Source organism: Caballeronia sordidicola (assembly GCF_000729995.1).
In the GTDB taxonomy this organism is placed as follows: Bacteria; Pseudomonadota; Gammaproteobacteria; order Burkholderiales; family Burkholderiaceae; genus Caballeronia; species Caballeronia sordidicola_A.
Window position 1 is genome coordinate 87,433 of sequence record NZ_JNFG01000005.1, and the last position, 26,881, is coordinate 114,313.

The following is a 26,881-nucleotide window of genomic DNA, read 5'->3' on the forward strand; positions in this document are numbered from 1 at the left end:
GGTTACGAGACTGATAACGCAACCGGCGTGCCATTCATTGAATGCGATAATGCGATCAATACGCGATCATTCAAACGATCAGTGCGCGCGGAGCAGTGAAATATTTTGAATTTGATCCTGAAAAGCCTTTTACAGCCGGGCTTCAGGCCTGGCGGGAAGGGGAGTCTGCACCACTGTGGCGTGATCACATTGGTGCTGTCGCGCCGGGCTGGTGCAATAAACACCGGATATGTGCATTGGCCCCTCATTTATCGGATTCTCCATACGATCACTTGATGTCACCTGATGCGATCAATTTATTTTTTTTGATCTCCGGCGTGCTATCGTTTTTTAACCGTATTTATTCGAGAGCGTTTCATGGCCAGTCTTACTCATCACTGGATCAGAAAACTGACAGAAAGCCGCAAGCCGGCTTATTTGCTGATTCCCGAATTAATTGAAGAAGATCTGGCGAGCGGACGTTTGCGTCCGCGCGATCGGCTGCCGGGCCTGCGGGACCTGGCGGACGAACTGCAGCTCAATTACACGACCGTGGCGCGGGCCTACGCCGAGGCGCGCAAACGCGGGCTGCTCGACTCGCGTGCCGGCAGCGGCACGTTCGTACGCGGCCGGACCGCAACGCTGCCGCTGTCCGGCGGCAGCAGTGTCGAGATGACCATGAACATGCCGCCCGAGCCGGCGGAACTGGCCGCACGCTTGCGCGATTCAGCTGCGCGGCTGTTTTCGGCTACGGACCCGTATCGCCTGTTGCGGTATCAGGATTTCGGTGGCACTGCTGACGATCGTGCCGCCGGAACGCAGTGGCTGAAGCGTCGTTTCGACGATTGCGATGAAGACAAGGTCCTGGTCTGTCCCGGCATTCATAGCGCGCTGGTGGCGTTGGTGTCGCAGCTTGCGCGGCCGGGAGGGACCATTTGCCTCGATACGCTGGCTTACCCAGGCATCAAGGCGATTGCCGCGCAACTGGGGGTGCGTTTGCAGGCGCTGGCACGCGATGACGACGGCCCGCTGGCCCATGCGTTCGAAGCGTTATGCAAGAGCGACAAGCCCAGCGCGTTTTATTGCAATCCTACGATCCAGAATCCGAGCACGGTGACGTTGTCGTCGAAGCGGCGCGAGGCGCTTGCCGATGTCGCGCTAAGGTACAGCGTGCCGATTATCGAAGACGATGCATACGGCATGTTGCCGGCCAAAGCACCCGATGCGCTGGCTACGTTGGCCCCCGATCTGACTTACTACGTTACCGGGTTCTCCAAGAGTTTTGGCGCCGGTCTGCGCGTTGCTTACATTCGTGCGCCGTCTGCCCGGCGCTCCCAGCATCTCGCTGGAGCGCTGCGTGCGACGACGGTCATGGCGAGTCCGTTTACCGTGTTGCTGGCGACGCAATGGGTCGGCGATGGTACGGCAGACCTTATGCTCGATGCGATTCGTGCGGAGTCCGCGGCGCGTCAGGAGCTTGCAGCACGGGTGTTGTCCAACTGGAAGTTCGACGCCGACCCGGCGGGGTTTCATCTCTGGATGCCCATCCCGGTGGAATGTGGATGGAACGCGTCCGAGCTTGCATTGCAGTTGCGCTCGCAAGGGATTGGCGCGGTGTCGGCGGCGGCTTTCGCGACCGATGGCAATCCGCCTGAAGCCATTCGCGTATGCCTTGGTGGTCCCAAGAGTCTTGATGAGTGTGAAGACGCGCTCAGGCTGATTGCGGACACCGTTGAACATCCTCATCATCTGCATTTGCCGGTGATGTAGGGGCTTGAGCTGTGCGCGGTCGTCATGAAGTCTTGTTACGATGCAGGCTTTCGTGTCGACCGCTCACTCCATGCGCAATGTCCGGCTCCTTGCTCGCCTAGCCTCATTCATCGTTGCTGCGCTTTTCTTCTCCGCCGCTCACGCGGGCAACCCCGATGCGCTATGGCAGATCGTTCACAACTCGTGCGAGCCCGCGGCGCGCGGTGCGGATGTCCCACAGAAGTGTGTGGATGTCGATCCGTCTGGTGGCTTCGCGGTGCTCAAGGATATCAATGGCATTGCCCAATATTTGTTGATTCCGACCGCTCGCGTTGGCGGCATTGAAAGCCCTGATCTGCTCGTACCGGGCTCGCCGAATTATTGGCGCGCAGCGTGGGAAGCACGGCGTTTTGTCGAAGCGAAGTTAGGGCAGGAGCTTCCCCGCGACGAGGTCTCGCTCGCCATCAACTCGACGAGCGGGCGCACGCAAAACCAGTTGCACATCCACATTGATTGTCTTGCCCCGGATGTCGTTCGCGCACTACGTGAGCAAGGCCCTAAGATCGGCACTGAGTGGACTGCATTCCCCACGCTGTTGCGGGGGCATGCCTACCGCATTCGACGTATAGATGATGCCGACCTTGCTTCCATTGATCCGTTCAAACTCCTCGCCCCTGATGTGGCAAGAGAAGGCCAACTCATGGCTGACCAGACCTTGCTGCTCGCCGGGACCACGGCGCCCGACGGCAAGCCGGCATTCTTTCTTCTCAACGATCACGTACAACGCGATAGGGGCGACTTCGCGTCATCGGAGGAGTTGCAGGACCATACGTGCGCGGTTGCACATACGAAGTAGATCGGGTGACGCATATCTCGAAATTTTGCCCTAGCCCTCCCTCACGCTTCGCTGCACTATGTCGCTTCGACCAATCTGAATTGCAGGACGGGCATCATGAACAGCATGCGAACCATTGGCATGATCGGCGGGATGAGCTGGGAATCGACTACTGAATACTATCGGTTGATCAACCGGGACGTGCGCACGCGCCTTGGCGGCCTGAACTCCGCGCAAGTCCTGCTGCATAGCGTGAACTTCGCGCCTATCGAACAGCTTCAACGCGACGGACAATGGAACATCGCAGGCATCCGCCTAGCCGACGCCGCCCGTCATCTTGAAGCGGGCGGCGCGCATTGCATCGTGCTTTGCACGAACACCATGCATCTCGTTGCACCGCAAATCGCGGCAGCGGTATCCGTGCCGTTCCTGCATATCGTCGATCCGACCGGCATCGAGGCGCAAAAGCGCGGCATTCGCAAGGTCGGTTTTATCGGCACGGCATTTTCGATGCGCGAAAGTTTTTTCCGCGACCGTCTCCAGGAACGGCATGGCATCTCCACACTCTTGCCCGAGCCGGCCGAGCAAGCAGTGATTCACGACATCATTTATCGCGAGTTGTGTCTGGGGATCGTCAACGACGATTCACGCAAGCACTATCGCGATGTCCTTCACGGACTGGCGGCGCGTGGCGCGGAAGCTATCGTGCTGGGATGCACCGAGATCATGCTGCTGGTGAACGAAGCCGACAGCCCCGTGCCGTTACTCGATACCACTACGCTTCACGCCCGCGCCGCCGTCGATTTCTCGCTGGCGCAGGCTTGAGCAACCAGGCAAAGCGTTGAGGGCGTAGATCAATGCTCGCGGCGATGCGTAAACACCCGCGGACGCACAGCTTCGATCACTGCTTCGGGCAGGACCTGATGCAGTGTGCGTACCGTGAAGTCGAGGTCTTCCATTGCCACGTCGAAGACCAGCCGGAGGTCGTCGTGGTCGCGCGATGCCTGGCTGACATACACGCCCAGCGGCGAGTGAAACAGCCGCCTGATGCGTTCGCGTGCGGCCTCGTCCTGTCTGCTGTGCAGGACGGCGGAGAGATGGACGCGGGACACGCAGGGCGCTGAAAGCGTTTCCTGCGCGGCGGTTTTTTTCGATGTGGCCGACCCGGCAGTTCTTTCAAGTACAAGGTTCATTACGCTGCAAGCTCCTGTATTCGGATTACTTGCAGCGTATCTTTTTGTGTGTAAACGCCGCGTTAATATTGCTGACGGCGCTGTATAGATCGCTTAATCGATGCCGTGGAATACCGCATCGTCAGGTCCGATGTAAGCCGGTGACCTCCATGCGGCGTCGCGCATGGAATGCTGGACTTGGCGCTCCACGCCCAGAAGCACAGCAAAGATCGCCATACGCACCGGAATGCCATTGTCGGTTTGCCGGAAGATTGCCAGTCTTGGATCGTGATTGAGGTCAGTGCTCAGGTCGTTTGCCCCGGGCCGTCCATCACGCGGCAGCGGGTGCATGATCAGCGTATCGGGTCCACAGACGCTCTCCACCAGCGCTTGATTGATCTGAAAATCAGGCGTGTAACCTTCAATGGATTCATCGGCAAAACGCTCTTTCTGAATCCGCGTTGCATACACCACGTCTGCTCCCTTCAACCCCGTATGTAAGTCGTTGGTCTGCTCGATCACATGGTCGCCGCGCGTGATCTGATCAAGGATGGACGCGGGCATCTCAAGCGAGGTGGGCGAGATCAGTGTGAACTTCAGTCCCCGATACAACGCGAGCAGCTTCGCCAGCGAATGGACCGTGCGGCCGTATTTCAGGTCACCCACCATTGCTATATGCGAACCGTCGACGATCTTCCCCACGCGCGAGAACTCACGCTGAATGGTGTAGAGGTCGAGCAATGCCTGACTAGGATGTTCGCCGGGACCGTCGCCGGCGTTGATGACCGGCACGTTGGTCGCGCGCACGAACTCTGCTACCGAACCTTTCTCCGGATGACGCACGACGAGTGCGTCGGCATAACCGCTGATCACGCGGCTGGTGTCGTAGATCGACTCGCCTTTTGCCATCGATGAAAACGTGAAGCCGGTCGTGTCGCACACCGAGCCGCCCAGCCGGCAAAACGCCGCACCGAAGCTGACGCGCGTGCGAGTGCTGGCTTCAAAAAACAGATTGGCAAGCACTGCGCCTTCGAGCACGCGCGTGATTTTCTGGCGCCGCGCGATGGGCTGCATTGTGTCGGCGACCCGGAACAGCGCCTCTACGGAGTCACGGGAAAACTGATCGACGGACAACAGATGCGGCCGGCCTTCGTGAAGAATGGATGGCGAATATACGCGTTGTGTATATTCATCGTCGGACGGAATTCTTTCCACCAACTCCATGACGTAACGGCTCGCGATCTCGGGCATGGCCCGCGATTCCGCCGATTCGTCCGGGAGTAGCCAGGTGTCCAACGCCCGGCGCGACACGCCAATCCGGTTCGCGAAAGCATCACGGGTCATATTGAGGCGGCGCATGGCATCGCGCAGGAGGGTTTGCTGTTGAGCTTGCACGATGGGCGCTCCGTAGGTGATTATGTACGCGATGCGTATATTAAATCACTCGCCGAAAAGGTGCAATACGACTTCACGCCTACTCGGGGCGCGCCGGTGTTCGAACACATAAATGCCTTGCCACGTGCCGAGGACCATCCGGCCGGCATCAACAGGAATGGATAACTGGACTTGCGTCAGCGCGGTTCGCAAATGCGCGGGCATGTCGTCCGGGCCTTCCGCGTCGTGGACGTAGCGCCCGGGCGCTTCCGGGGCGATGGTCTCGAAGAACTGTTCAAGGTCGGTGCGAACGTCGGGGTCGGCGTTTTCCTGGATCAACAGGGAAGCCGACGTGTGCCGCAGGAACACGGTCAACAGGCCGGTCCGGATGTCCTGGAGATCGATCCAGCGATGGATGTCAGGGGTAATTTCGTGCAGTCCGCGCGTGCGTGTTGGCACGCTCAGATGATGGAGCGCCTGCTTCATGTCGGTGTCTCCGGAAGGGAAAGCGCGACGGGGAACGGTCGCGCGTGCCTGTGAAGTTTATCGGCTGGAGCGGGTTTCGGCAGACAGCGAGCGCGGACCGGACGAAGGTAATGCCGCCTCTGGTCGTCGCGCGTCGGCACCTTGCCGTGCATGCGCCTCAATGGCCGAAGTAGGTCGATTGAGTCGCGTCATCCGGCGCGGTATGCATGTGCATACCGGACGCGGACGTGCCGTTGGCCGCCGGTCCATACGACGAAGACGCGATGCCTTGCTGTTCTGCTACGCGTTGCTCGGCGGCCTGGATGTCCTGCGGATAGTTGACGTCTTCACCACCAGGGCTATAGCCGGCTTTTTCCAGTTGAACGAGTTCGGCTCTGACTTGGGCGCGGGTAACGGGGCCGTTGTCCTGCGCGAAAGCGAAGGCAGGGGCGGCCAGTGCCGACGAGAGAACGAGCGCGGAGATGAGAATTTTTTTCATGATGACCTCAGAGGTAAAATTAGGATTCCGATTTATTGGACCGACTTGCGAAGATTAAATTAGCGCGATGGATCAATTCGTTGCGCTGGACGAGTTGGAAGCCGCTGCGCTGGGTACTGCGCTAGCTACCGCGTTGGCGTTGGCCGTCTGGTTGTGAGCCAGGCGTGCTTTTTGTTGTTGTTCGAGTTGGTGCGCGAAGATCGGGTTGACGTCGGGATAGGACGTGTCGGTGACGAAATCGCGGCCGTCCTGCTGTGCCTGGATCAGTTCCTGATAGACCTGGGCACGGGTTTTCGTTTGAGCGAACGCGTGTGCCGAGGCGATGGTGGCGAGAAACAATACTGCGACGCTGAGGGTTTTCATGGTTCGCTCCTGCTGGGTTGAATGTGTGCGCGAATGTGTGCGGCTTGCAATGTAGAGAACCCGGAATGAGCTCGGGATATTCCCGATGAATTCGATTATTTTTATGTTCGGAAGAATCGAAATTTATTCTGGAAGAGGCGGAATAACACGCTGCAGGCGGTGTTCACGCGCGTAGGGGATTTTTACGTTTAGTGTGGAATAAACCCCGGCGCAACGTGTTCGCCCCAGTACGAACAGCCAAACATTGCCAGATCATGTCCATAACAAGACCCCCAACGGAACCCCGGCTCTCCGAGTCGGACGTGCAGGCATTCGCCGACGGCATGCTGGATCCCAAGCGCGCGGCGAGCGTAGAAATGTATTTAAGGAGTCGCCCTGACGAGGCCGATCGAGTCGCGTTTTACGGCCGCCTGAACTGGCAGATGCAGAACGCCTTTCACGAAGCCGACAACGAAGAAGCGCCCCCCGCGCCAGCGTCAGTGCGAGTGCGGCGCATGTCGAGGCGCGGCCTGCGCGCATTGTTCATCGCAACGGTCGCGGCGCTGGCAGTGGCCGCCGCAGCAATCTTCGCGTTCGACATTTCAGATTCAGCGCTCGACAATGCCTCGATGATGGCGCTTGAACAAGCCGTCGCCGCCCAGGAGATGGCATCGGGTGCGGTGGGGTATGAAAGTTCGATGAAGGTGTTGGCGGGTGCCCCGGATTTGTCCCAGGTTGGTTTCCATCCCGTTGCGCGCCGGGAAATGTCCGTGGGGCCGTTTGCTTCGGCCACAGAATTCGTCTATCGCAATCGCGGCGGTGAGGCCGCCGTGCTGCTCGTGGCGCCGGGTCTTCTTGCGCAGCCGCAACCTCAATGGAAGGCTCATCGCGTGGGCGAAAGCCGCTTGCTTGCATGGACCGCGGGCGGCAAGCGTTACGTGCTGGCGGGCCGCGCGAAGACCCGCGGCTTGATGCTGGCCGCCGACTTGATGACGGGTAGTTAGAAATCGGGCAATGACCAGCAAGCTACCGACGGCATAATCACGCACTCGGCAAAAAACACGTGATAGTGGGAAGAGGCGGGAATAATCGCCACGACCCGGTGTTAGCCCATCATCAGAGCAACGGTTTGTCGAACGTTTGCGCAAGCTTACAAAATGAAGGAAGGCCGATGGGCGTCCGTGACGAGTTAATGGAACATGTGCCGCGATTGCGCCGCTACGCGCGAGCGCTGATCAATAATCGCGATCTCGCCGACGATCTGGTTCAGGACACGCTCGAACGCGCGCTCCGGCACACCGAGAAGTTCCAGACCGGTACCGATCTGCGCGCGTGGCTGTTCACGATCATGCACAACGTATTCGCCAATCAGGCGCGCCGGGCGGGCGTGAAGGCGGCGCATGTTTCCGTCGATGACGAGAATATCTCCGAGCGAGAATTCGCCGTGCCGGGCACGCAAACACAGTCGCTCGAAATGCGCGATTTGGACTTCGCGTTGCAGCGTTTGCCGCTCGATCAGCGCCAGGTCGTGCTGCTGGTGGGGCTGGAAGAAATGAGCTATGCGGATGTGGCGCAGGCGCTTGAAATTCCCATTGGGACCGTCATGTCGCGCCTGTCGCGCGGACGTGAAAGACTGCGCGCGCTGATGGCCGGCGCGCAACCGGGCGCTAAATTACAGGTGGTGCGATGAGCGACCAACAAACACCCATCACTGAAGACGAAATTCACGCGTATGTCGACGGATCGCTGGCGGAGCATCGCCGCGAGGAGATCGATCGCCTGCTGGAGCGCGACGAAGCACTGGCGACAAAGATCAGCGATTATTTCTCGTTGAACAGCATGTTCCATGACCGCTATGACCGCGTGCTAAGCGAACCCGTGCCGCAGCGTCTGCTGCCGCCGGAGCCCAAGCGTTGGCGTGCCGCGGCCAACTGGCCGCAGTTCGCGGGCATGGCGGCGGCGCTTGTGCTGGGCGTCGGCATTGGCGTGGCAGGCATGACAGGGACCATGGGTCGTGACTCCTCGATGCCCGGAAGCAGTGGGGCATCGGTGCAGCGTGCAAGTTATGCCGTCGGCGAGTCGTTTGCGCGGCAATCGGCTATCGCCCATGTGATGTACGCGCCGGAGGTGATGCGGCCCGTGGAAGTGGGCGCGGATCGTGAGCAGGAATTGGTGCAGTGGATCTCGAACCGGCTGGGTACGGACGTGCGTCCGCCTGTATTGACCCGCTCGGGCTTCGAGTTGATGGGCGGCCGCCTGCTGCCCGGCGACGATGGCCCCGTTGCGCAGTTCATGTACCACGACGCGAAGGGAGAGCGGATTACGCTGTGCATTTCGCATCGAAAGATCAGTTCGGACACGACCGCGTTCAAGCTGTATCAGGACGGGTCGGTGAATGTGTTCTATTGGATCGACGGCGATTTCGGTTACGCCGTGTCCGGTGCGATCGACCGCAAGGTGCTGCTTGATCTTTCACACGACGTCTACTCGCAGTTGACCGCGATGGGCGGCGCCAAGGCGCCCTCGGGGGCTTCGGTGTCTACGCAATAGGCCGGTGGCAGCCACGATGTTCAACAACATCGTGGCTGTGTCTGATTGTGATCCTGTTCTGAAATGCAGCGCTGGCCGTTTAATTGCGCCGGCCCCGGAATAATCGGCCAGTTAAAGTAGTTCTCCCCTTTGTAGAACGCCCTTATATAGAAGTAAATCGTGCGCGCCCTTTGAGAATTCGAATTGATAAGGATATCGAATTAATAATGCGTCCGACAAAACCGGATCACTCCCACATGAAGACTGACCCATTCTCATCTCGTCCTCGCGGGCGGAAAACCATTCCGCTATTCAGGCTTGCCGCTATCGGCGCAGTTGTTGCGGCTACTGGCGGTGCTTTTGTGTATGTCGCGGGCTTCGTGGCGCCGCATCGCCTGACGCCGCAACGTATCGTCAATACCTTCGAGGCGAATGCGGGCGTTCATCCTGGTTTTCGTCGAAACCATGCGAAGGGTGTATGCGTGTCAGGGTATTTTGAAGGCAACGGCCAGGCGTCGGATATCTCTCGCGCTGACGTGTTCAAGGCCGTGCGGACGCCGATCATCGGGCGCTTCGCCATTCCGGGCGGTGATCCATCCGCCCCGGATGCCAGCGTTCCGGTGCGCAGCATGGCGCTGGATTTCAAGTTGCCCGATGGTCAGCAATGGCGCACGGGCATGAACAATACGCCGGTGTTTATCGTCAATACGCCGGAGGGTTTTTACGCTCAACTGGTGGCGTCGAAGCCGGATCCTGCAACCGGCAAACCCGATCCGGCGAAGCTCAAGGCGTTCTTTGCAGCGCACCCGGAGACTGCGCCGTTCCTGAGTTGGGTCAAGAACAATCCACCATCTTCCAGTTTCGGCAATTCGGCGTACTACGGCATCAACGCATTTCGTGCAATCGATGCGAACGGCAAGACTCACTTCATCCGCTGGTCGATGATGCCTGAGACGCCGTACGCTCCCGTCACCGCGGAACAGAAGAGTCAGCACGATTTTCTCGATACCGAATTGCGTGGCCGGCTGGCAAGCGGTCCTCTGCGCTGGCACCTGATCCTGACGGTGGCCAAGCCCGGCGACCCGACTGCCGATGCGACCCAGGCCTGGCCCGAAGACCGGCCTCATATTGATGCGGGCACGCTGGTGATAGAGCGCGAGAGTGCGCAGAGCGAAGGTGATTGCCGCGACATCAACTACGATCCGACCATTCTTCCCGATGGCCTCAAGCCATCCGCCGATCCGCTTCTGGCAGCGCGGTCTTCCGCCTATGCGGTGTCCTACAACCGCCGCACGCATGAGCAGGCGCAGCGTCTGGTCACCAACCAACAACCGGCACGGGGTCACGAATGAGCGCCGATCGAAAGCACTTCAGTCCGTCAGCGCGATTTTTGCACTGGCTCATGGCGCCCCTTGTCATAGCGATGTTGTTCATCGGCGTGGGGATGGTGGCCACTTTATCTTCATGGCATCAGACGCTGCTCGCGATTCACAAGCCGCTAGGCATTGCAATTCTTGTGCTGGTGAGCGTGCGTTTCATCGTGCGGCTGACACGACGCGTGCCGTCGCTACCTGATGACATGCCGCGCTGGCAGCAGCACATCGCACATCTGTCGCACTGGGTTTTCTACGCGCTGTTGTTCGCCATGCCGCTGGTGGGCTGGTCGATGCTCTCGGCCGGCGGTTTTCCGATCCATCTGTTCGGGCCGGTGAACCTGCCGCCCATTGTCCCGCAGGATGTGCGCTTGTATGCATTGCTTCGATCAACGCATACGGTGCTTGCTATGCTGCTGTTCGCGACCTTCCTCGCGCATCTCAGCGCGGCATTGTTTCATGGCCTGATTCGACGCGACGGCGTGTTTTCGAGCATGGCAAAGGGCCGCGACTAGGCGGCCTGCCTTTCACACCACGCCGGTCGTCTCAACCAGCCTGTTCGACCGGCGTCACATCCAGCTCCAGCTTTTGCGTGCCGCGCAACACGGTCACCTTCACCGCCCGGTCGATACGCGATGCATCCAGCGAGCGCTGCAAGCTATCCACGCTATCAACCGCCAATGTATCAATGGCGACGATCCGGTCGTCGGTACGCAATCCGCCGAGCGCGGCCGGGCTACCTTTCACGACTTCCATCACATGAACACCGCTCGCGGCCGGCAGTTCGAAATAACGCTGCACCCGGCGCGAGATGGGCATCGTTGTCCCAGCCACGCCGATGTAAGCACGCCGCACGCGCCCGTGCGCGAAGAGCTGCATGATGACCCACTTGGCGGTATCGATTGCAGTCGCGAACGAGATCGCCTGCGCACCGGCAATGATCGCCGTATTCACACCGATCACCTGACCTGCCGAGTTGATCAGCGGGCCGCCCGAGTTGCCGGGATTGAGCGCGGCGTCGGTCTGGATCACGTCGTAGATCATGCGTCCGGAATTCGACCGGAGGGACCGTCCGAGCGCGGAGACCACCCCGGTCGTTACCGTCTGCACGAGGCCGAGAGGGTTCCCCACCGCGATCGCGATTTGCCCGACTCGCAGCTTGCCGGACTCACCCAACTCCACGTGCGGTAACACATCGGCTGAACCAATGCGCAGCACCGCGAGGTCACTGTCAGGATCGTCGCCGACGAGATCGGCGTCGAACTTCGCGCCGTCGGCGAGCGTCACGCGGATCTGCGTTGCGCCGTGTACGACGTGGCTATTCGTCAGGAGATAACCGTCGGGCGTGAAGATGAATCCCGAGCCCGAGCCGCCATGCGCACCGCGGCCGCTCTTGTCACCGGGCAAACGTCGTTCGACTGAAATAAAGGCGACCGCCTGCTGCACGCGTTCGAGCGCGCTGATCACGGTCTGGGAGTAAGCGTCCAGCAGGGCCTCGTCGCCGAGCGGGCTGGCGAGGGCGGCGCCCCCGGGGCTGCGTGAAAGATCATCGATGAATTGGGGACGGCTTCCCATGATCGTGCTCCGGATAAATGGATCATGAGATGCGGGATTCTTGAAGGGATTTCAAGTCCGGGGCGCGCTTTCCGGAACGCTTGCCTTGGCCTTCGGCCGGCTCAGCATTTTGGCTGCAATCGATATCACGATTGATCGTTTAGTGCTGGACGCGCGCGTTGTTAGCATGGTCGCCTGCCTAATATGCCTGCCTAATATGCTTGTGATAGCCCCATGAAAATCTTCAGCCGTCTGGCCGCATGTCTGGTGCTGGCCGTGACTGCGGTGAGCGCCACTGCGCAAACGCCCTCAGCCGACCCCGTCAAGCTGCGTATCGGTTTTCAGAAATCCTCCACGCTGATCGCGATCCTGAAGGCGCGCGGCACGCTGGAACGCGCCGTGGCGCCGCTTAATGTCCGCATTGAATGGGGCGAGTTCGCGAGCGGGCTGCCGCTTACCGAAGCGCTGAACGCGGGCGCGGTGGACTTTAGCGCCGACGTGGCGGATACCGTGCCCGTCTTCGCGCAAGCGGCTAACGCCAACTTCGTCTACGTCGCACAGGAAACGCCGTCGCCCTCGGCGCAAGCCGTGATCGTGCATCGCGATGCACCCATCCACTCGCTTGCCGACCTGAAGGGCAAGCGCATTGCGGTGACGAAGGCCGCCGGCAGCCACTACCTGCTGCTCGCCGCGCTCGCCCGCGCCAAACTCTCGCCGGCCGATGTCAAGATCAGCTACCTCGCCCCCGCCGACGCACGCGCGGCGTTCGAGCGCAACGACGTCGACGCGTGGTTTGCATGGGACCCGTACGTGGCTTCCGTCGAACAAGACCCGGGTGCTCGGATTCTGACCCGTGGAGATGGGCTTGCGTCGTATCAGCGCTATTACCTCGCGTCCACGCCGTTCGCGCAGACGCACCCGCAGATCGTCGATATCGTGTTTAAGCAACTGGTTGAAGCGGGTGTCTGGACCAAGGCGCATCCGCAGGAAGCGGCGAAGATCCTGGCACCGGTGTGGGGTCTCGATCAGGCGACGGTCGAGCGTGCCAATACGCGGCGCACGTATGCCGTGCGTGCGGTTGTGGCGAAGAACTTCAGCGAGCAACAAGCCATTGCCGACACTTTCTATCAGGCGAAGCTGCTGCCGAAACCCGTCGATACCGCCAGCGCGCTCGTTTGGGATTTCGCGGGGCGCAAGGCCGTCGCGGCGAATACGGCGACGGCATCGCTGACCGCAACACAGCCGTAGTGGCCGTAAGCCGATGACGTCCCGTAAGTCCTCACCTTCACTCAGTCGCAGGCGTCTGCTCGGTAGTTTGGCCGCCGGCGGCTTTGCCGCGTCGCAAGCCGGCGCTGCCGAGTTGCTGAAACCACTTGAGGTCGCCGCCTGGTCGAAGACGCCCGGCGCACCGATCCTCGAACACCCTTACGGCGTGCCGTCACGATATGAAGCGGACGTAGTGCGCCGCGCTGCCAAGGCATGGCCTTTGCCCGGAGCGGCATCCTCCTTGACGCCGCTCGCCGATCTCCACGGTTCAATCACCCCGAACGGCCTCGTCTACGAGCGTCATCATGCAGGCGTTCCGGATATCGATCCATCGCTGCATCGTCTGGCAATCCATGGGTTGGTACGGAATCCAAAGCTTTTCACGATGGACGATATCCTGCGATTGCCGTCGGAGTCGCGGATTCACTTCATCGAATGTTCGGGAAATACCGGTAACGAATGGAACGGTCCGAGCGGCATGCCGGTGCAGCTCACTCACGGTCTGTTGTCGTGTTGCGAATGGACCGGTGTGCGATTGTCCACGTTGCTGGAGGAGGTCGGCGGTACTACCGGCGGGTCGGGCTGGGTGCTGGCCGAAGGCGCCGATGCCGCCGCGATGACTCGCAGCCTGCCGTTGTCGCGCATCGCGGATCGGGCGCTCGTGGTCTACGCGCAAAACGGTGAACGATTGCGTCCCGAGAACGGTTATCCGTTGCGGTTGATCGTGCCCGGTTTCGAGGGCAACACGAACGTGAAGTGGCTGCGTCGCCTGAAGGTGGTCGACGCTCCTTTGGAGACGCGCGAGGAGACCTCGAAGTACACGAATCTCCTCGCCGACGGCACCGCCCGCCAGTTCGTGTTCGAGATGGACGCGAAGTCGGTGATCACGCGGCCGTCGCCGGGACATCGGCTGACCACGCGCGGGTTTTATCCAATCTCCGGACTGGCATGGTCGGGACGCGGCACGATTCGCCAGGTGGAAGTATCGACGGATGGTGGCGCAAGCTGGCGAACGGCGCGACTGGAAACGCCCGTGCGGGACCGCGCGCTGACGCGTTTTCAGGCTGATTGGCACTGGACCGGCGAGCCCGCGAGCATACTGTCGCGCGCCACCGATTCAACCGGCTACGTTCAACCCACCCGCGAAGCACTGGTCGCGGCCCGTGGTCTCAACTCGCAGTATCACTACAACGCGATCCAGCAATGGCGTATTGATGCAGCAGGCGAGGTGCGCAATGCGTAAGGCATTATTGCTCGCGCTCATTGTGGTGGCGCCTGCGTGCTTCGCGGCGCGCGACATCGGCACGCCGCTCACGGAGGAAGAGATTGCTGCATGGAATATCGACGTTGCGCCGGATGGGCACGGTCTTCCCGCGGGTAGCGGCGACGTAACGACGGGCGCGCATGTATTCGCAGAGAAGTGTGCTGCGTGTCACGGTGCGCTCGGTCAGGGTTTGATCGGCGATGCGTTGGTGGGTGGTCGCGGCACGCTGGCGAGTGCAAAACCCAAGCGCACGGTAGGCAGTTACTGGCCATACGCCACCACGTTGTTCGACTACATCCGCCGCGCAATGCCTTATAACGCGCCTGAGTCCCTGTCGGCCGACGAGGTCTATGCACTCAGCGCTTTCCTGTTGAACCGGAACGGCGTCGTACCGCCCGATACGCGGCTCGACGCGCAGTCTCTACAAAAGGTAAGGATGCCGAATCGTGACGGTTTCGTACCCGATCCGCGTCCTGGCCGACTCTGAATATTTGAAGGAGCAAAGCATGTCTGACCATTACCCAACTTACCCAACAAAAGACGAAACGTTACCGCAACTGGCCGTTCCATCACGCCGTCGTGCACTGCTAAAAATGGCGGCGTTAAGCGCCGGAGCCACCAGCATCCTGACCGGCGCCGGGGCGCTACTTGCGAGCCAGACCGCGCGCGCCGCCGAGTCGGAAAAAATGTTCCGCATTGGTTATCAGAAATACGGCAACTTCGTCGTTCTGAAGGCGCGCGGCACGCTCGACAAACGGCTCGCCGCGCAAGGCGTCACCGTGCAATGGCTCGAATTCCCAGCCGGGCCGCAACTCCTGGAAGGGCTCAACGCAGGGGCAGTCGATGCCGGTACGGTCGGTGAAACGCCACCGATATTTGCTCAGGCCGCGGGCGTGGACTTCGTCTATGTCGGCAACGAACCGCCTGCACCGCAAGGCGAAGCGATCGTCGTGCCGCACGATTCGCCCATCCGCAAGGTAGAAGATCTGCGCGGCAAGAAAGTGGCGTTGAACAAGGGCTCGAATGTCCACTACCTGCTGGTAGAGGCGCTGAAGAAAGCCGGCCTTTCGTATACAGATATCCAGCCGGTCTATCTGGCTCCCGCTGATGCGCGCGCGGCGTTCGTGCAGGGCAGCGTCGACGCATGGGTGATCTGGGACCCGTATCTCGCGGCCGTCGAACGTCAGGCGAATGCACGTGTGATCGTGGACGGCACCGGACTGGTGCGCAACACGCAGTACTACCTTGCAACGCGTAAGTTCGCGACCGCTCAGCCGCAGCTCGTGCATGCGTTGCTGGAGGAGCTGGACCACGTCGATCAATGGGGCCGCGACAACGTAGCGGATGCCGCGAAGCTCCTGTCGCCGCTGGTCGGGCTGGACCAGCCGACGCTCGAACGCGCATTGAAGCGGACGGGCTATGGGGTGCAATCAATCACGCCGGAGACGCTCGCCTATCAGCAGCAGATTGCCGATACCTTCACCGACCTCAAGCTGATTCCGAAAAAGCTTGCTGTGGTCGATGCGCGCTGGAGCGTCGTTTAGTCCGATGCTGCGCTACTGCATCGCTTGAGACGCATAAGCAGAATTGGCGAGAACCTTAGCTTAAATAAATCGTTCATGCCCAAAGTGGGCATCGCTAAGATGAATCATCTGAACGGGGACGGGCGACTCGTTTCGTACGAACATGCGCGTCACTTTGGTTCGTTCGTCCTACGCCAATCCCTCACCCGACACTTGAACTTAGACCCGCAAGGCAGGAGCCCCCGATGAATGTTTTCTGGTTCATTCCGACCCACGGTGACAGCCGTTATCTCGGCACGACGCAAGGCGCGCGCGCCGCGGATTACGACTACTTCCGCCAGATCGCGGTGGCCGCCGATACGCTCGGCTATGAAGGCGTGCTGCTGCCGACGGGCCGTTCCTGCGAAGACGCATGGGTGGTGGCATCCAGCCTGATTCCGGCCACGAAACGCCTCAAGTTCCTCGTCGCAATCCGCCCGGGTCTGACTTCACCGGCATTGTCCGCACGCATGGCGTCGACCTTCGACCGCCTCTCAGGCGGCCGTTTGCTGATCAATGTGGTCACGGGCGGCGACCCGATCGAGCTGGCCGGAGACGGCGTTTTCAATGACCACAACACCCGCTATGAAGTCACGGACGAATTCCTGCACATCTGGCGTGGCCTGCTTGAGGCGTCGCATGAAGGCGGCACCATCGATTTCGAAGGCAAGCATCTGAGTTCAAAGGGCGGCAAGGTACTTTATCCGCCCGTGCAGAATGCGCATCCACCGCTGTGGTTCGGCGGCTCGTCGCCGGCGGCGCACGAGATCGCGGCTGATCATATCGATACCTATCTGACCTGGGGTGAACCGCCTGCGGAAGTTGAAAAGAAGCTCGCCGATATCCGTCGCCGCGCGGCCGAAAAAGGCCGCAAGATCAAGTTCGGCATTCGCCTGCATGTGATCGTGCGCGAGACCGAACAGGAAGCGTGGGCCGACGCAGACAGGCTCATCAGCAAGCTCGACGATGAAACCATCCAGCGCGCGCAGGCATCGTTTGCAAAGATGGATTCGGAAGGCCAGCGGCGCATGGCGGCATTGCACGGCGGCCAGCGCGACAAGCTCGAGGTGTACCCGCATTTGTGGGCTGGTGTTGGACTCGTGCGCGGCGGTGCGGGCACGGCGCTGGTGGGTAATCCGGAGCAGGTCGCGGGCTTGATGAAAGAGTACGCGGCGCTGGGTATCGACACCTTCATCCTGTCGGGCTATCCGCATCTTGAAGAGTCGTACCGGTTCGCCGAGCTTGTGTTCCCGCTGCTGCCGCGCGAACAGAAAGAGCGCGCGTCGGGTCCGTTGTCGGGGCCGTTCGGTGAAATCGTCGGCACGTCGTATCTGCCGCGTGCGTCGCAAAGTTGAACCCGGGGGTCCGATGAACGTGGTTCCGTTTTTTCGCCGCGCCGGTGTACAGGCTGCGCCGTGGCTCGTGCCTATCGTGATCCTGATCGCGTGGGAACTGGCCGCTCGCACGGGCGGTTTGTCGTCACGCGTATTGCCCGAACCCCTTGCCGTCGTCAAGGCCGCGTGGGAGCTGATCCAGTCGGGCGACATGTGGGCGAACGTGAAGGTCAGCGCATGGCGTGCTCTCACGGGCTTTGCGATCGGCGGCAGCATCGGATTCGTGCTTGGGTTGGGCACAGGGCTCTTCAAGCCGGCTGAGATCGCCCTCGACTCGACCGTGCAGATGATCCGCAATATCCCCGCGCTCGCGATGATCCCGTTGGTAATCCTGTGGTTCGGCATCGGCGAGGAAGCGAAGCTGTTCCTGGTCGCGCTCGGCGTGTTTTTTCCCGTCTATACGAACACGTATCACGGCATTCGTTCCGTCGATGCCGACCTGATCGAGATGGCTCGCAGCTACGGACTCTCAGGCTTCGAGTTGTATCGCGACGTGATCCTGCCGGGGGCATTGCCTTCCATTCTGGTGGGCGTGCGGTTCGCATTCGGGTTGATGTGGGTCATGCTGATCGTCGCGGAAACCATCTCGGCGCAATCGGGGATCGGCTATATGACCATGAACGCGCGTGAGTTCCTGCAGACCGATGTAGTGGTGGTCGGCATCCTGCTTTATGCGCTGCTCGGCAAGCTCGCCGACATGCTGGCCAAGTCGATCGAGCGGGCAACGCTACGCTGGCATCCTGCGTATCAGAAGGGAGCAAAAACGTGACATCAAGCTACGCACCGTACGCATCCGGCAACGCCGTGCTCGAAGGGAACACGTCGGGAGTTGCCGCACGAGAGCGCGCACCGGCTGCAATTGCGCCCCGGCCACAGTCAGTAGACATGGCCGTCGCACTGCAAGGCGTCGATAAACATTTCGGCGAACGCAAGGTGTTGTCGAACTTCGATTTCGCCATTGAACGCGGCAGCTTTGTATCGATAGTCGGGCGCAGCGGCTGCGGCAAGTCCACGTTGCTGCGCCTGATCGCGGGCCTTGAAAAAGCGACCGGCGGCGTAGTGCAGCGCAACGCGGCCGCGGGAGCCAGCGTGCTGGAGACGCGCATCATGTTCCAGGATGCACGCCTGCTGCCATGGAAAAGCGTGCTTCAAAACGTCATGCTCGGCTTGCCGCGTTCGTCGCGTGAAGACGCTCGCGCGACGCTGGCTGAAGTGGGCCTGAGCGCGCGGGAGGGCGATTGGCCCGCGCAATTATCAGGTGGTCAGCGGCAACGGGTGGCGCTTGCACGCGCGCTGGTGCATCGGCCGGACCTGCTGTTGCTGGATGAGCCGCTGGGCGCGCTCGATGCGTTGACGCGCATTGAAATGCACGCGTTGATCGAACGTTTGTGGCGTGAGCATCGCTTCACCGCATTGCTTGTCACGCACGATGTACAGGAAGCGGTGGCGCTGGGCGAGCGGATTGTGTTGATCGAAGAAGGGAAGATTTCCTTCGATGCCGCTATCACGCTGCAGCGCCCGCGTTTGCGCACGGCGGAGGGTTTCGCCGATCTGGAAGAACAGGTGTTGTCGCGCGTTCTCAGGAACGGTGCGCAGTTGGCCTAGATCGGGTTATCGATTCGATTCACTCATTGCCGCTGTCTACCGGCCCCGGCACTATTCAATCAATACGGAGCATCACAATGGGCATCACGGCAATCAATGTACGCAACCAGTTCAAAGGGCACATCAAGGAGATCATTCGCGGTTCGGTGGTCTCGGAAGTCGATGTGGAAACGCCTTACGGCATTGTCACGTCGGTGATCACCACGCGTTCGATTGATGAGCTGGAATTGAAGGTCGGCAGCGAAGTCATTGCGTTCGTTAAGTCGACAGAAGTCTCTATTGCACGGCTTTGAGCCTGCGTTGAAGGGCGGAGTCAGACGGTGACCGCCCCCAGACCTTCCAGCAATTCACCGCGCAGGCTCGCGAGCAAGAGGTCGCGACGATCGCGCGGCCGCTCGACTCCCACTGCGATCTCACGAACGATTCGCCCTGCACCGGTTTTACCCGACGGTGTCATTAGCAGCACACGGTCCGAAAGATAAAGCGCTTCGTCCAGATCGTGCGTGACCAGAAGGGCTGCCGTCCCATGCGAGCGCACGAGCGATAACAAAAGGTCCTGCAAGCGCATCCGCGTCATTGCATCGACTGCGCTGAAGGGCTCGTCAAGCAGCAGCAAGTCAGGCTCGGAAAACAGACCCCTTGCGATTGCTACCCGCTGCGCCATGCCGCCGGACAACTGCTTGGGAAGATAAGCGCGCGCCTCGGCAAGACCCACTTCAGCCAGCAAACTACCTACACGCGGATCATTGCCGCGACGCGGGCCTGCCGGGAACGCAACGTTGTCCGCAACGTTCAACCAGGGCAATAAGCGCGGCTCCTGAAAGATCACCCCGATCCTGTTTGACGGACCTTGTTGCGGTCTTCCATCCAGCAGGATCTCGCCATTGAAGTCCCGGTCGAGGCCCGCGAGAATGCGCAACAACGTGCTCTTGCCGCAACCGCTCGGACCGACCAGACTCACTATCTCCCCGCGCCGAATCGAAAGCGTCAGGCGTTCGATTATGGTGCGCGTGTCGTAGTGTTTGTCAGAGACGCGCAGGTCGAGAAGAGGGGCGCTCATCGTTTGTTTCCGGTGCTGGTGTCGCGCCAGGAAAGCACGCGGGTTTCGATTGCCTTGAGCACGCTGTCGCTGAGTTTTCCGAGCAACGCGAGTAACAGGATGGCCCCGAACACAACGTCCGGCCGCCCCGTTTCGCGGCCGTCGCTTAGCAGATAGCCCAGACCGCGCGTGGCCGCGATCAGCTCGGCGGCGACCATGAACATCCATGCGAGGCTGAGGCCCGTCCGAAGGCCGGTGAAGATGTGCGGCAGCGATGCCGGGAGCAGAATGCGCGTAAAAAGCGCCCGCTGACTCAGCCGATTCACCTCGCCCAGTTCGATCAGTTTGCGGTCCACGTCGCGAATGCCGGCGACCACGCTAATGTGCACCGGAAAGAAAGCGCCTATGGCAATCAACGTAATCTTGGGCGCTTCGTCGATACCCATCCAGAGCAGAAGAACAGGGACCCATGCCAGCGATGGAATCGCTCTAAGCGCCTGGAAACTTGGATCGAGCAATGAGTCAATCCTGCGGCTCAAGCCCATCGCCGCACCGAAAAGGATTGCTATCAGCGCGCCAATGGCGAAGCCCGCAAACACGCGCAGGCTACTCACGCCAATATGCCGCGCAAGACGCTCACCACCGAGTTGCCAGAGCGTTTCAGCAATCGTGCTTGGTGCGGGAACGAGATGCTCGGGCACAACATGGCTTCGTACCAGGACCTCCATGAGTACGAGAAATGCGAAGGGCAGCAAGAGCCCTGCAATGCGCCATGGTTGCAGCGGGGAGCGCCCGGTTTTCTCCCCGGACTTCAATTGTCCAGGCAGTGCGAGGGATTCATCGGAGGACATCGCACTCGCTCTTAGCGCGGGCCGGTTCATTTGGCATTGGCCGTGGCAGATGCTATGACCGGCTGCGCGAACTTGACATCGATCAGCGCGTCGATCACCTGATTCAAATCGGTGCCCGGCTTGACGAGTTGCTCCTGCGTGAGAATAGGTGCGGCCGCCCTCAACGCATCGATCTGTTCGGCACCCGGCTGCGGATGGCTGAAGTCATTGCGGCTCAATTGCAGCTTTGCTACCGGCAGCGACAACTTCGACTCCTCCGAAATAATCTTCGCGGTTTCGTCGGGATGCGCTGCGATCCACACGCGTGCCTGCTCATACACTTTCAGCACGTGCGCAAGGGTCTCAGGATGTTCCTTGATGAAGTCTTCACGCGCATTCAGGAACCCATACGTGTTGAACGCAACATTACGATAAAGCAGCCGAGCGCCGTCATCGATTTGCGCCGCGGCCATATGCGGATCAAGACCGGCCCATGCATCGACCTGGCCGTTGGCGAGCGCAGTGCGCCCATCGGGATGTTGCAGGTTGACAAGTTCTACATCGTCGCGCGTCAGGCCGACGGTATGCAGCGCGCGCAACGTAAAGAGGTAAGGATCCGTGCCCTTGGTCGCGGCAATTTTCTTGCCCTTCAGATCAGCCAGGGTCTTGAGTGGCGAATCCTTTCGTACGACCAGCGCGGTCCATTCGGGCTGCGAGTAAATATAGACTGCCCGGATAGGATTGCCGTTAGCGCGCCCGAGCAGGGCGGCAAGGCCCGCTGTGGAGCCAATATCGATCGCGCCGCTGTTCAGGTATTCGAGCGCACGGTTGCTGCCGAGGCTCAATACCCATTTGACCTGTGTATGATCCGGCGCCAACTGTTTTTCAAGCCAGCCCTGCCGTTTGATGACCAGGCTTTCAGGCGAGTAGTACGCGTAGTCCAGCTTCAGTTCCGCGGGCGGCGAGGCGTGCGCTGCGGCCGGCACCCATGCTGCTGTCAACATGGCGAGCGAGACAATGAAACGGGAAAGCAGGGTGCGTCGGGCGGGTTTCATCGATTGATCCGGATGGTCGTTAATGCAATTTTTAGTGACCGGTCAATGTAATGAAAGCCGCCGCCGAGGCGAACCAATAAAAGCTCACAACGTAAGAACGTTAGAAGCTATGACCGGTTCGCCGCGCGGCGTGCGTGTCCCGATTAGAACGCCGGGATGATCGAACCCTTGAACTGCGTGTTGATGAAATTCTTCACGTCCGGCGACTCATAGGCGGCGACCAGTTTCTTGACCCAGGGTGCATTGCGATCCTGAGTACGTACTGCGATCAGGTTGGCATAAGGCCCCTTCAGGTCTTCGATAGCAATCGCGTCTTTCGTAGGCGACAGGCCCGCTTTCACGGCGTAGTCCGTATTGATCGATGCGGCAGCGAGGTCGTCCAGCGAACGCGGCAACTGTGCCGAGTCGAGTTCGATCAGCTTGATGCCCTTCGGGTTTTCTACGATGTCGAGCGGCGTTGCGTTCACGCCGTCCTTACCCACGCCATCCTTCAACTTGATGATGCCGTTTTTTTGCAGCAACAACAGCGCACGATTGCCGTTGGACGGGTCGTTCTGGATACCGACCTTCGCCCCTTGCGGCAGGTCTTTCAGCGACTTGATCTTCTTCGAATAGAAGCCCATTGGTGCAACGTAGGTCAGGCCCACGTTGACGATCTTGTAGCCGCGCTGCTTGATCTGGCTATCGAGGAATGGCTGGTGCTGGAAGCCGTTTGCGTCGAGGTCACCAGCGTCGAGCGCTGCGTTGGGCTGGATGTAATCGTTGAATTCGATCACCTTGATCTTGAGACCTTCGGTTGCTGCGACCTTGGCCACTTCGGTCCAGATCTGCGCATCCGGACCACTCATGGTGCCGATTTTCAGCGGGGCGTCTTCCGCATGGGCGACGCTGAAGACAGCGCCGAGTGCGGCGAAGGCGAGACTTGCTAGAGCGGTTCTACGATGCATGTTGAAACTCTTTCTGGTTGGCAGGCGCGAATCCTCTCATGACTTGCGCGCTAATCTAACCATTCTGTTTTCATGTGTTTATGCCAATATGAAAGCTTAGCTAAGATCCGGTGCATGCGCGTGATGCACCGGTCAGCGACCGCTTCGTGCGCTTCATTCCTTCCAGAAGACGAGCGCCCGCAATTCGATGCTTCTTCGCGGGGCCGCACCTTGCGGCGTAGTCGGATCTTCAAACGCCGTGTGCGCGGTCAGACGAGCCGTGCCGTCGTTGCGGGAGTCGTAGATCTTGAGCAGCAGCGGCTCATCGGGCCGTAGCTTCGGGAAGTAATACCAGCGATGCGTCGGGTTATAGGTGAAAGAGAAGGTCTCACCGACCTTGTCTTGATACACAAGGTCGCTGGGCACTAGGTCGCCGGCTGCAATCGAGCGTGCATCGCAGAGTGCCAGGGGTAGTTGCTCCACAACGTCGAGAGGGCGCCATAGGTTGATGATCGCAAAGCGATGCTTGAGGCGTTGCGCGGCTTCATCGGCGCTCAGATGGTCGCGCACGCGGCGCGGCCCGGAAACGAACGTCTGGTCGTTGTGCACGCGCCTCACGGGTTCGCGTAACGACGAGGTTGCGCGCGAGCCGTTCAAGCTGTCGCGCAGGGTGTGGTCGAATACCACGACCTTCTCGGCGCCCGTCGCCTTGAGCAGGACCTGTGCGGATTCGCTGTAGTAGATCGAGCGGATGGCGGCATCGTCGCTAAAGTCGGTCAGCTCGCTCGCGTGCGCGACGCGCTCGAAGCCGCTTTTATCCAGCGATAACTCTCCCGCTGCCGCGAGCGGACGCGCGTCGCGGATCGTCACGCTGCGGGTTTCGAGTACGCCGGAAGTCCAGGGCACGCCGGGAGGCGGCTCAAACGTGTAGCTTACCGGCCGGCCCTCGCCAGCACGCAGATAGTTGAGTTCAGCTTCTACCGCCTGCAACGTTTCTGCACGCGGACGTTCTTCGAATACGGTGCTCATGGTCGTTCCTCGGCCTGGGAATCAAGACTTCAAAGCTATACCCGCATCACCCGAAGCTGAACGAATAAAATTCCATAAGGTTATTCGGATCGCCTAGCGATAACCCTACTTGCTGGCGGAGTATTCGGGCAGACGGAAGCCGTCATAGAAGTGATTGTTCAGGATGGCCTGCTGAAAAGCGGGGGATTGATAGGCATCGACAATGTCCTGCGTGCTGCGCGATGTCTTGTTCGCAGCCCTGACCACGACCTGGTTGATGTAGGGCGGTGTCATCTGTTCCAAGGCGAGTGCGTCGGTGAGTTTGTAGCCGCTGAAGATGGCGAAGTTGCCCTGGATAGCGGCGAAATCAACGTCATCGAGCGCACGCGGCGCCTGCGCATTTTCAAGCGGAACGATCTTGATGCCGGCCGGATTCGCGATCACGTCACGCTCGGTTACATCGACCGGATTGCTGTTCGGACGAAGCTTGATCCAGCCGATCCGCTGCAGGATCTTGAGTGCGCGTTCCAGGTTGACCGGATCGTTGGGCACGGCTACGGTCGAGCCGGCGTGAACTTCAGTCAGTGCATGATGCTTCTTTGAATAAAGACCCATCGGTGGTGTGGGTACTTGTACGACGGCAACCAGATCCGTCCCGTTGCGATCGTTGTATGACTTCAGGTAGACCTCGTGCTGCATGACATCAGCTGCTATCTCTCCACGATACACCGCCTGATTTGCCTCCAGCCCGGTGCTGAATTCCACATACTTGATCGTATAACCCTTCTGACGCAATTGCGGCTCGACACCGGCCTTGAATTCATCGGCGTATGGTCCGGGCACGAAGCCGATGCGCAATTCGTTTGCACCGGCGGCGCGAGCGCTGAATGGAACGAGCGCAGCGCACAGCGCCAACGCAAGGAGGAAGGGGCGTTTCGACATGAGGAGATAAATGGGAGAAGTAAATGATGTCATGCGCCCGCAGGGAGCGCATGAAAGCGAACCGCGCGCAAGGTCTCAACGCGCGGCTCGTTGTTCAGAAGGTTTCCTTGAACGGACGCAGATCAAGTTCCTGTGTCCATGCGCTTCTATGCTGATTGTGCAATTGCCAATAACTCTCTGCTATGGCGCTCGCTTGGAGCAAGCCGTCGTCACCGGCCTGTTGTACGCGCTGCGGCGCATTCTGGCGCAAACGCTCGCCGTCGATACCCCCATCAATCACAATATGCGCCACATGTACGCCCTCGGACCCGAACTCGCGGGCAAGGGTCTGGCTCAATGAGCGCAACGCCGCCTTCGACGCAGCAAAAGCGGCGAAGGGTGGTTTGCCGCGCAACGCGGCCGTAGCGCCCGTGAACAGCAGCGAGCCGCGCCCCGTTGAACTTGCGCTGTTCAGCCCGTTGTTCAAGATCCGGCGCAGCGCTGCCTGGGCAAACAGGAAACCACCGAGTACGCCGGTGCGCCATGCTTGCTCGAAGTCCGCTGCGCTCAATTCAAGCGTTGGCGCTCGGCTTGCACCGCCTGCGTTGAATATGGCGGCCGTTAGCGGACCGAGTTCACGTACGCGATCGGCGAGCTCGGCGACGGCTGTTTCATTCGAGATGTCGCCGGGCAATGCGTGTGCTACGCCGCCGGCGGCGCGAATCTCCGCAGCGATGCTTTCCACACGCTCGGCCGTGCGTCCCGTGAGGGCGACAGTGAAACCGCCCTGCGCGAAGCGCCTGGCAACTGCTGCGCCGAGTCCCGCGCTGGCGCCGACCCCGGCGATCCACGCGACCGGCGATTGCTCATGAGGGAGACTGGAAGATGACTGGATGGTTGAGTTCATGGCGGTGACGTTAGACCGGCTCCTGGCGATTGGGAAGGAAGAAAACGCGATAACGTTATTCGACACTGCGAGATTAATTCTAGTCCTGAGCCATCTTTTGCGTTCGGCGTGGTTTGCATATGCGCATCGATTGGTTGAGGCCGCCGCGGGCTGGTCGTAATGTGCATATCGAAACGTCGGGATGTTTCATGCCGCCGCGCATGCTTGACCTTTAACCTCAAAGCCCCGGCCTTCCCCCAAATCAAGCTGGCGATTCCCCTTCAGGAGACACGCAATGAACGCAGCCGTCGCAAGCAATACCGAATCGGTCCAGGTTACGCCGTTGTCGGCATTTATCGGTGCTGAAATCAGTGGCGTCGATCTATCGCAGCCGCTCGACACCCATCAGGTCGCGCAGATTCGTGCGGCCTTGTTGAAATGGCGCGTGATCTTCTTTCGAGAGCAATTCCTCACGCATGCGCAGCACGTGGCGTTCTCCGCGCAATTCGGCGAACTCACGCTGGGGCATCCCGTGTTCGGGCACGTTGAAGGGCATCCCGAGATCTATTCCATTTCCAAGTATCGCAAGGCAACGCGCTTCGAAGGACAGGCATTGTTACGCCCTTGGACCGGCTGGCATACCGATGTGACGGCAGCAGTTAACCCGCCGTTTGCATCAATCCTGCGTGGCGTCACCATCCCGCCTTATGGTGGCGACACGCAATGGACAAGCCTTGTTGCCGCGTATGAAAAACTCTCCGCGCCGCTGCGCGATTTTGTCGATGGCCTGCGCGGTGTGCATAAATTCACGCCGCCCGCCGGGGCCAGCGCGACCAGCGCGTTTGAGCAAGCCGTGCAGCAACGCGCGCTGGTCACTGAGCATCCGCTGGTGCGCGTGCACCCTGAAACCGGCGAGCGGGCGTTATATGTTAGCCCGAGTTTCCTGAAGCATATTGTCGGCGTTACGCCGCGTGAGAGTCAGGCGATCCTCGAACTGCTGTGGGAACATGTGACACGTCCGGAATTCACGGTGCGGTTTAAATGGGAACCGGGCAGCATCGCGTTCTGGGACAACCGGTCAACGGCACACCTTGCCCCTTCCGATATCTTCGACCTGGAGTTCGACCGCCAACTGTATCGGACAACGCTCGTGGGCGATGTGCCGGTAGGACCGGACGGACGCGCTTCGGTCGCACTGGAAGGGTCACCGGTCAATGCGGCAGCGGCCGTGGCATTGAACTAAGCGCCGATACT

General features: G+C 60.2%; 31 protein-coding genes. 18 read left to right on the forward strand and 13 right to left on the reverse strand.

Annotation, left to right across the window (positions count from 1 at the left end; translation table 11 throughout):
• Positions 1-95 precede the first annotated feature (95 nt).
• The 4 genes from FH08_RS51660 (at position 96) to FH08_RS0104875 (ending at position 3,388) form a co-directional block, all read left to right on the forward strand.
• On the forward strand, positions 96-440 hold the full coding sequence (locus FH08_RS51660; protein WP_152602732.1) for a hypothetical protein: 345 nt from the start codon (positions 96-98) through the stop codon (positions 438-440).
• Positions 358-1,749, forward strand: coding sequence for a PLP-dependent aminotransferase family protein (locus FH08_RS0104865; protein WP_031357246.1), 1,392 nt, complete (start codon positions 358-360; stop codon positions 1,747-1,749). The genes FH08_RS51660 and FH08_RS0104865 overlap by 83 nt, the downstream gene beginning before the upstream one ends.
• Before the next feature lie 52 nt (positions 1,750-1,801).
• Positions 1,802-2,584 carry a CDP-diacylglycerol diphosphatase gene (locus tag FH08_RS0104870; protein ID WP_235210285.1) on the forward strand — a complete coding sequence of 261 codons (783 nt, stop codon included), beginning with the start codon at positions 1,802-1,804 and terminating at the stop codon, positions 2,582-2,584.
• A gap of 96 nt (positions 2,585-2,680) precedes the next feature.
• The gene (locus FH08_RS0104875; RefSeq protein WP_326928922.1) at positions 2,681-3,388 is read left to right on the forward strand and encodes an aspartate/glutamate racemase family protein; all 708 of its coding nucleotides are present in this window, start codon (positions 2,681-2,683) and stop codon (positions 3,386-3,388) included.
• A 29-nt stretch (positions 3,389-3,417) separates the two neighbouring features.
• Here FH08_RS0104875 and FH08_RS48155 read toward each other — a convergent pair whose 3' ends face one another.
• The 5 genes from FH08_RS48155 to FH08_RS0104900 all read right to left on the reverse strand — a co-directional run bounded on the left by FH08_RS48155 (position 3,418) and on the right by FH08_RS0104900 (position 6,436).
• Positions 3,418-3,756: a hypothetical protein gene (locus FH08_RS48155; RefSeq protein ID WP_035565341.1), complete on the reverse strand. Its 339-nt coding sequence runs from the start codon at positions 3,754-3,756 to the stop codon at positions 3,418-3,420.
• A gap of 93 nt (positions 3,757-3,849) precedes the next feature.
• The gene (locus FH08_RS0104885) at positions 3,850-5,130 is read right to left on the reverse strand and encodes an aspartate carbamoyltransferase (protein WP_031357250.1); all 1,281 of its coding nucleotides are present in this window, start codon (positions 5,128-5,130) and stop codon (positions 3,850-3,852) included.
• A gap of 45 nt (positions 5,131-5,175) precedes the next feature.
• Complete coding sequence (locus FH08_RS0104890; protein ID WP_031357251.1) at positions 5,176-5,595, reverse strand: secondary thiamine-phosphate synthase enzyme YjbQ; 420 nt, start codon at positions 5,593-5,595, stop codon at positions 5,176-5,178.
• A 157-nt stretch (positions 5,596-5,752) separates the two neighbouring features.
• On the reverse strand, positions 5,753-6,073 hold the full coding sequence (locus FH08_RS0104895; protein WP_031357252.1) for a DUF4148 domain-containing protein: 321 nt from the start codon (positions 6,071-6,073) through the stop codon (positions 5,753-5,755).
• Positions 6,074-6,145: 72 nt separating this feature from the next.
• Positions 6,146-6,436: a DUF4148 domain-containing protein gene (locus FH08_RS0104900; RefSeq protein ID WP_031357253.1), complete on the reverse strand. Its 291-nt coding sequence runs from the start codon at positions 6,434-6,436 to the stop codon at positions 6,146-6,148.
• 302 nt (positions 6,437-6,738) lie between these two features.
• Here FH08_RS0104900 and FH08_RS0104905 point away from each other — a divergent pair, with 302 nt between their 5' ends.
• The 5 genes from FH08_RS0104905 to FH08_RS0104925 all read left to right on the forward strand — a co-directional run bounded on the left by FH08_RS0104905 (position 6,739) and on the right by FH08_RS0104925 (position 10,832).
• Positions 6,739-7,419 carry an anti-sigma factor family protein gene (locus FH08_RS0104905; RefSeq protein WP_051887773.1) on the forward strand — a complete coding sequence of 227 codons (681 nt, stop codon included), beginning with the start codon at positions 6,739-6,741 and terminating at the stop codon, positions 7,417-7,419.
• Positions 7,420-7,586: 167 nt separating this feature from the next.
• Positions 7,587-8,105 (forward strand): RNA polymerase sigma factor, encoded by a 519-nt coding sequence (locus FH08_RS0104910; protein ID WP_031357255.1) that lies wholly within the window; start codon positions 7,587-7,589, stop codon positions 8,103-8,105.
• The gene (locus FH08_RS0104915) at positions 8,102-8,965 is read left to right on the forward strand and encodes an anti-sigma factor family protein (RefSeq protein ID WP_031357256.1); all 864 of its coding nucleotides are present in this window, start codon (positions 8,102-8,104) and stop codon (positions 8,963-8,965) included. Before FH08_RS0104910 ends, FH08_RS0104915 begins: the two co-directional genes overlap by 4 nt.
• Before the next feature lie 236 nt (positions 8,966-9,201).
• Positions 9,202-10,296 carry a catalase family peroxidase gene (locus FH08_RS0104920; RefSeq protein ID WP_051887775.1) on the forward strand — a complete coding sequence of 365 codons (1,095 nt, stop codon included), beginning with the start codon at positions 9,202-9,204 and terminating at the stop codon, positions 10,294-10,296.
• Positions 10,293-10,832, forward strand: coding sequence for a cytochrome b (locus FH08_RS0104925; RefSeq protein WP_031357258.1), 540 nt, complete (start codon positions 10,293-10,295; stop codon positions 10,830-10,832). The genes FH08_RS0104920 and FH08_RS0104925 overlap by 4 nt, the downstream gene beginning before the upstream one ends.
• Positions 10,833-10,863: 31 nt before the next feature.
• Here the strand turns inward: FH08_RS0104925 and FH08_RS0104930 are convergent, their stop codons facing one another.
• Entirely contained in the window at positions 10,864-11,892 is a 1,029-nt protein-coding gene (locus FH08_RS0104930) for a S1C family serine protease (protein WP_031357259.1), read from the reverse strand.
• Positions 11,893-12,105: 213 nt separating this feature from the next.
• On the opposite strand from FH08_RS0104930, the gene FH08_RS0104940 reads away from it, so the two are divergent.
• The 8 genes from FH08_RS0104940 (at position 12,106) to FH08_RS0104975 (ending at position 19,255) form a co-directional block, all read left to right on the forward strand.
• The gene (locus tag FH08_RS0104940) at positions 12,106-13,119 is read left to right on the forward strand and encodes an aliphatic sulfonate ABC transporter substrate-binding protein (protein ID WP_031357260.1); all 1,014 of its coding nucleotides are present in this window, start codon (positions 12,106-12,108) and stop codon (positions 13,117-13,119) included.
• Between the two features lie 13 nt (positions 13,120-13,132).
• Positions 13,133-14,380, forward strand: a complete 1,248-nt coding sequence (gene soxC, locus FH08_RS0104945) for a sulfite dehydrogenase (RefSeq protein WP_031357261.1) — start codon at positions 13,133-13,135, stop codon at positions 14,378-14,380.
• Positions 14,373-14,888 (forward strand): c-type cytochrome, encoded by a 516-nt coding sequence (locus FH08_RS0104950; RefSeq protein ID WP_031357262.1) that lies wholly within the window; start codon positions 14,373-14,375, stop codon positions 14,886-14,888. Before soxC ends, FH08_RS0104950 begins: the two co-directional genes overlap by 8 nt.
• 19 nt (positions 14,889-14,907) lie before the next feature.
• Positions 14,908-15,945 carry a sulfonate ABC transporter substrate-binding protein gene (locus FH08_RS0104955; protein ID WP_081889359.1) on the forward strand — a complete coding sequence of 346 codons (1,038 nt, stop codon included), beginning with the start codon at positions 14,908-14,910 and terminating at the stop codon, positions 15,943-15,945.
• A 224-nt stretch (positions 15,946-16,169) separates the two neighbouring features.
• Entirely contained in the window at positions 16,170-17,318 is a 1,149-nt protein-coding gene (gene ssuD, locus FH08_RS0104960) for an FMNH2-dependent alkanesulfonate monooxygenase (RefSeq protein WP_031357264.1), read from the forward strand.
• A 13-nt stretch (positions 17,319-17,331) separates the two neighbouring features.
• The gene (gene ssuC / locus FH08_RS0104965) at positions 17,332-18,126 is read left to right on the forward strand and encodes an aliphatic sulfonate ABC transporter permease SsuC (protein WP_031357265.1); all 795 of its coding nucleotides are present in this window, start codon (positions 17,332-17,334) and stop codon (positions 18,124-18,126) included.
• On the forward strand, positions 18,123-18,962 hold the full coding sequence (locus tag FH08_RS0104970; protein WP_235210286.1) for an ATP-binding cassette domain-containing protein: 840 nt from the start codon (positions 18,123-18,125) through the stop codon (positions 18,960-18,962). The genes ssuC and FH08_RS0104970 overlap by 4 nt, the downstream gene beginning before the upstream one ends.
• Positions 18,963-19,039: 77 nt before the next feature.
• Positions 19,040-19,255, forward strand: a complete 216-nt coding sequence (locus FH08_RS0104975; RefSeq protein WP_031357267.1) for a TOBE domain-containing protein — start codon at positions 19,040-19,042, stop codon at positions 19,253-19,255.
• A gap of 20 nt (positions 19,256-19,275) precedes the next feature.
• On the opposite strand, the gene FH08_RS0104980 is transcribed toward FH08_RS0104975, so the two are convergent.
• The 7 genes from FH08_RS0104980 to FH08_RS0105010 form a co-directional block, all read right to left on the reverse strand.
• Positions 19,276-20,022, reverse strand: coding sequence for an ABC transporter ATP-binding protein (locus tag FH08_RS0104980; protein WP_031357268.1), 747 nt, complete (start codon positions 20,020-20,022; stop codon positions 19,276-19,278).
• Positions 20,019-20,852: an ABC transporter permease gene (locus FH08_RS0104985; RefSeq protein ID WP_031357269.1), complete on the reverse strand. Its 834-nt coding sequence runs from the start codon at positions 20,850-20,852 to the stop codon at positions 20,019-20,021. The genes FH08_RS0104980 and FH08_RS0104985 overlap by 4 nt, the downstream gene beginning before the upstream one ends.
• A gap of 26 nt (positions 20,853-20,878) precedes the next feature.
• Positions 20,879-21,835 (reverse strand): aliphatic sulfonate ABC transporter substrate-binding protein, encoded by a 957-nt coding sequence (locus tag FH08_RS0104990; RefSeq protein WP_235210291.1) that lies wholly within the window; start codon positions 21,833-21,835, stop codon positions 20,879-20,881.
• Positions 21,836-22,029: 194 nt separating this feature from the next.
• Positions 22,030-22,833 carry a MetQ/NlpA family ABC transporter substrate-binding protein gene (locus tag FH08_RS0104995; protein ID WP_031357271.1) on the reverse strand — a complete coding sequence of 268 codons (804 nt, stop codon included), beginning with the start codon at positions 22,831-22,833 and terminating at the stop codon, positions 22,030-22,032.
• Positions 22,834-22,986: 153 nt separating this feature from the next.
• Positions 22,987-23,841, reverse strand: a complete 855-nt coding sequence (locus FH08_RS0105000; RefSeq protein WP_031357272.1) for a CmcJ/NvfI family oxidoreductase — start codon at positions 23,839-23,841, stop codon at positions 22,987-22,989.
• Positions 23,842-23,946: 105 nt separating this feature from the next.
• A complete protein-coding gene (locus tag FH08_RS0105005) occupies positions 23,947-24,795 on the reverse strand; it encodes a MetQ/NlpA family ABC transporter substrate-binding protein (protein WP_081889362.1) in 849 nt (282 codons plus the stop codon).
• 61 nt (positions 24,796-24,856) lie between these two features.
• A complete protein-coding gene (locus FH08_RS0105010) occupies positions 24,857-25,648 on the reverse strand; it encodes an SDR family NAD(P)-dependent oxidoreductase (RefSeq protein WP_031357274.1) in 792 nt (263 codons plus the stop codon).
• 274 nt (positions 25,649-25,922) lie between these two features.
• Here FH08_RS0105010 and FH08_RS0105020 point away from each other — a divergent pair, with 274 nt between their 5' ends.
• Positions 25,923-26,870 carry a TauD/TfdA dioxygenase family protein gene (locus FH08_RS0105020; protein ID WP_031357275.1) on the forward strand — a complete coding sequence of 316 codons (948 nt, stop codon included), beginning with the start codon at positions 25,923-25,925 and terminating at the stop codon, positions 26,868-26,870.
• Positions 26,871-26,881: the final 11 nt, after the last annotated feature.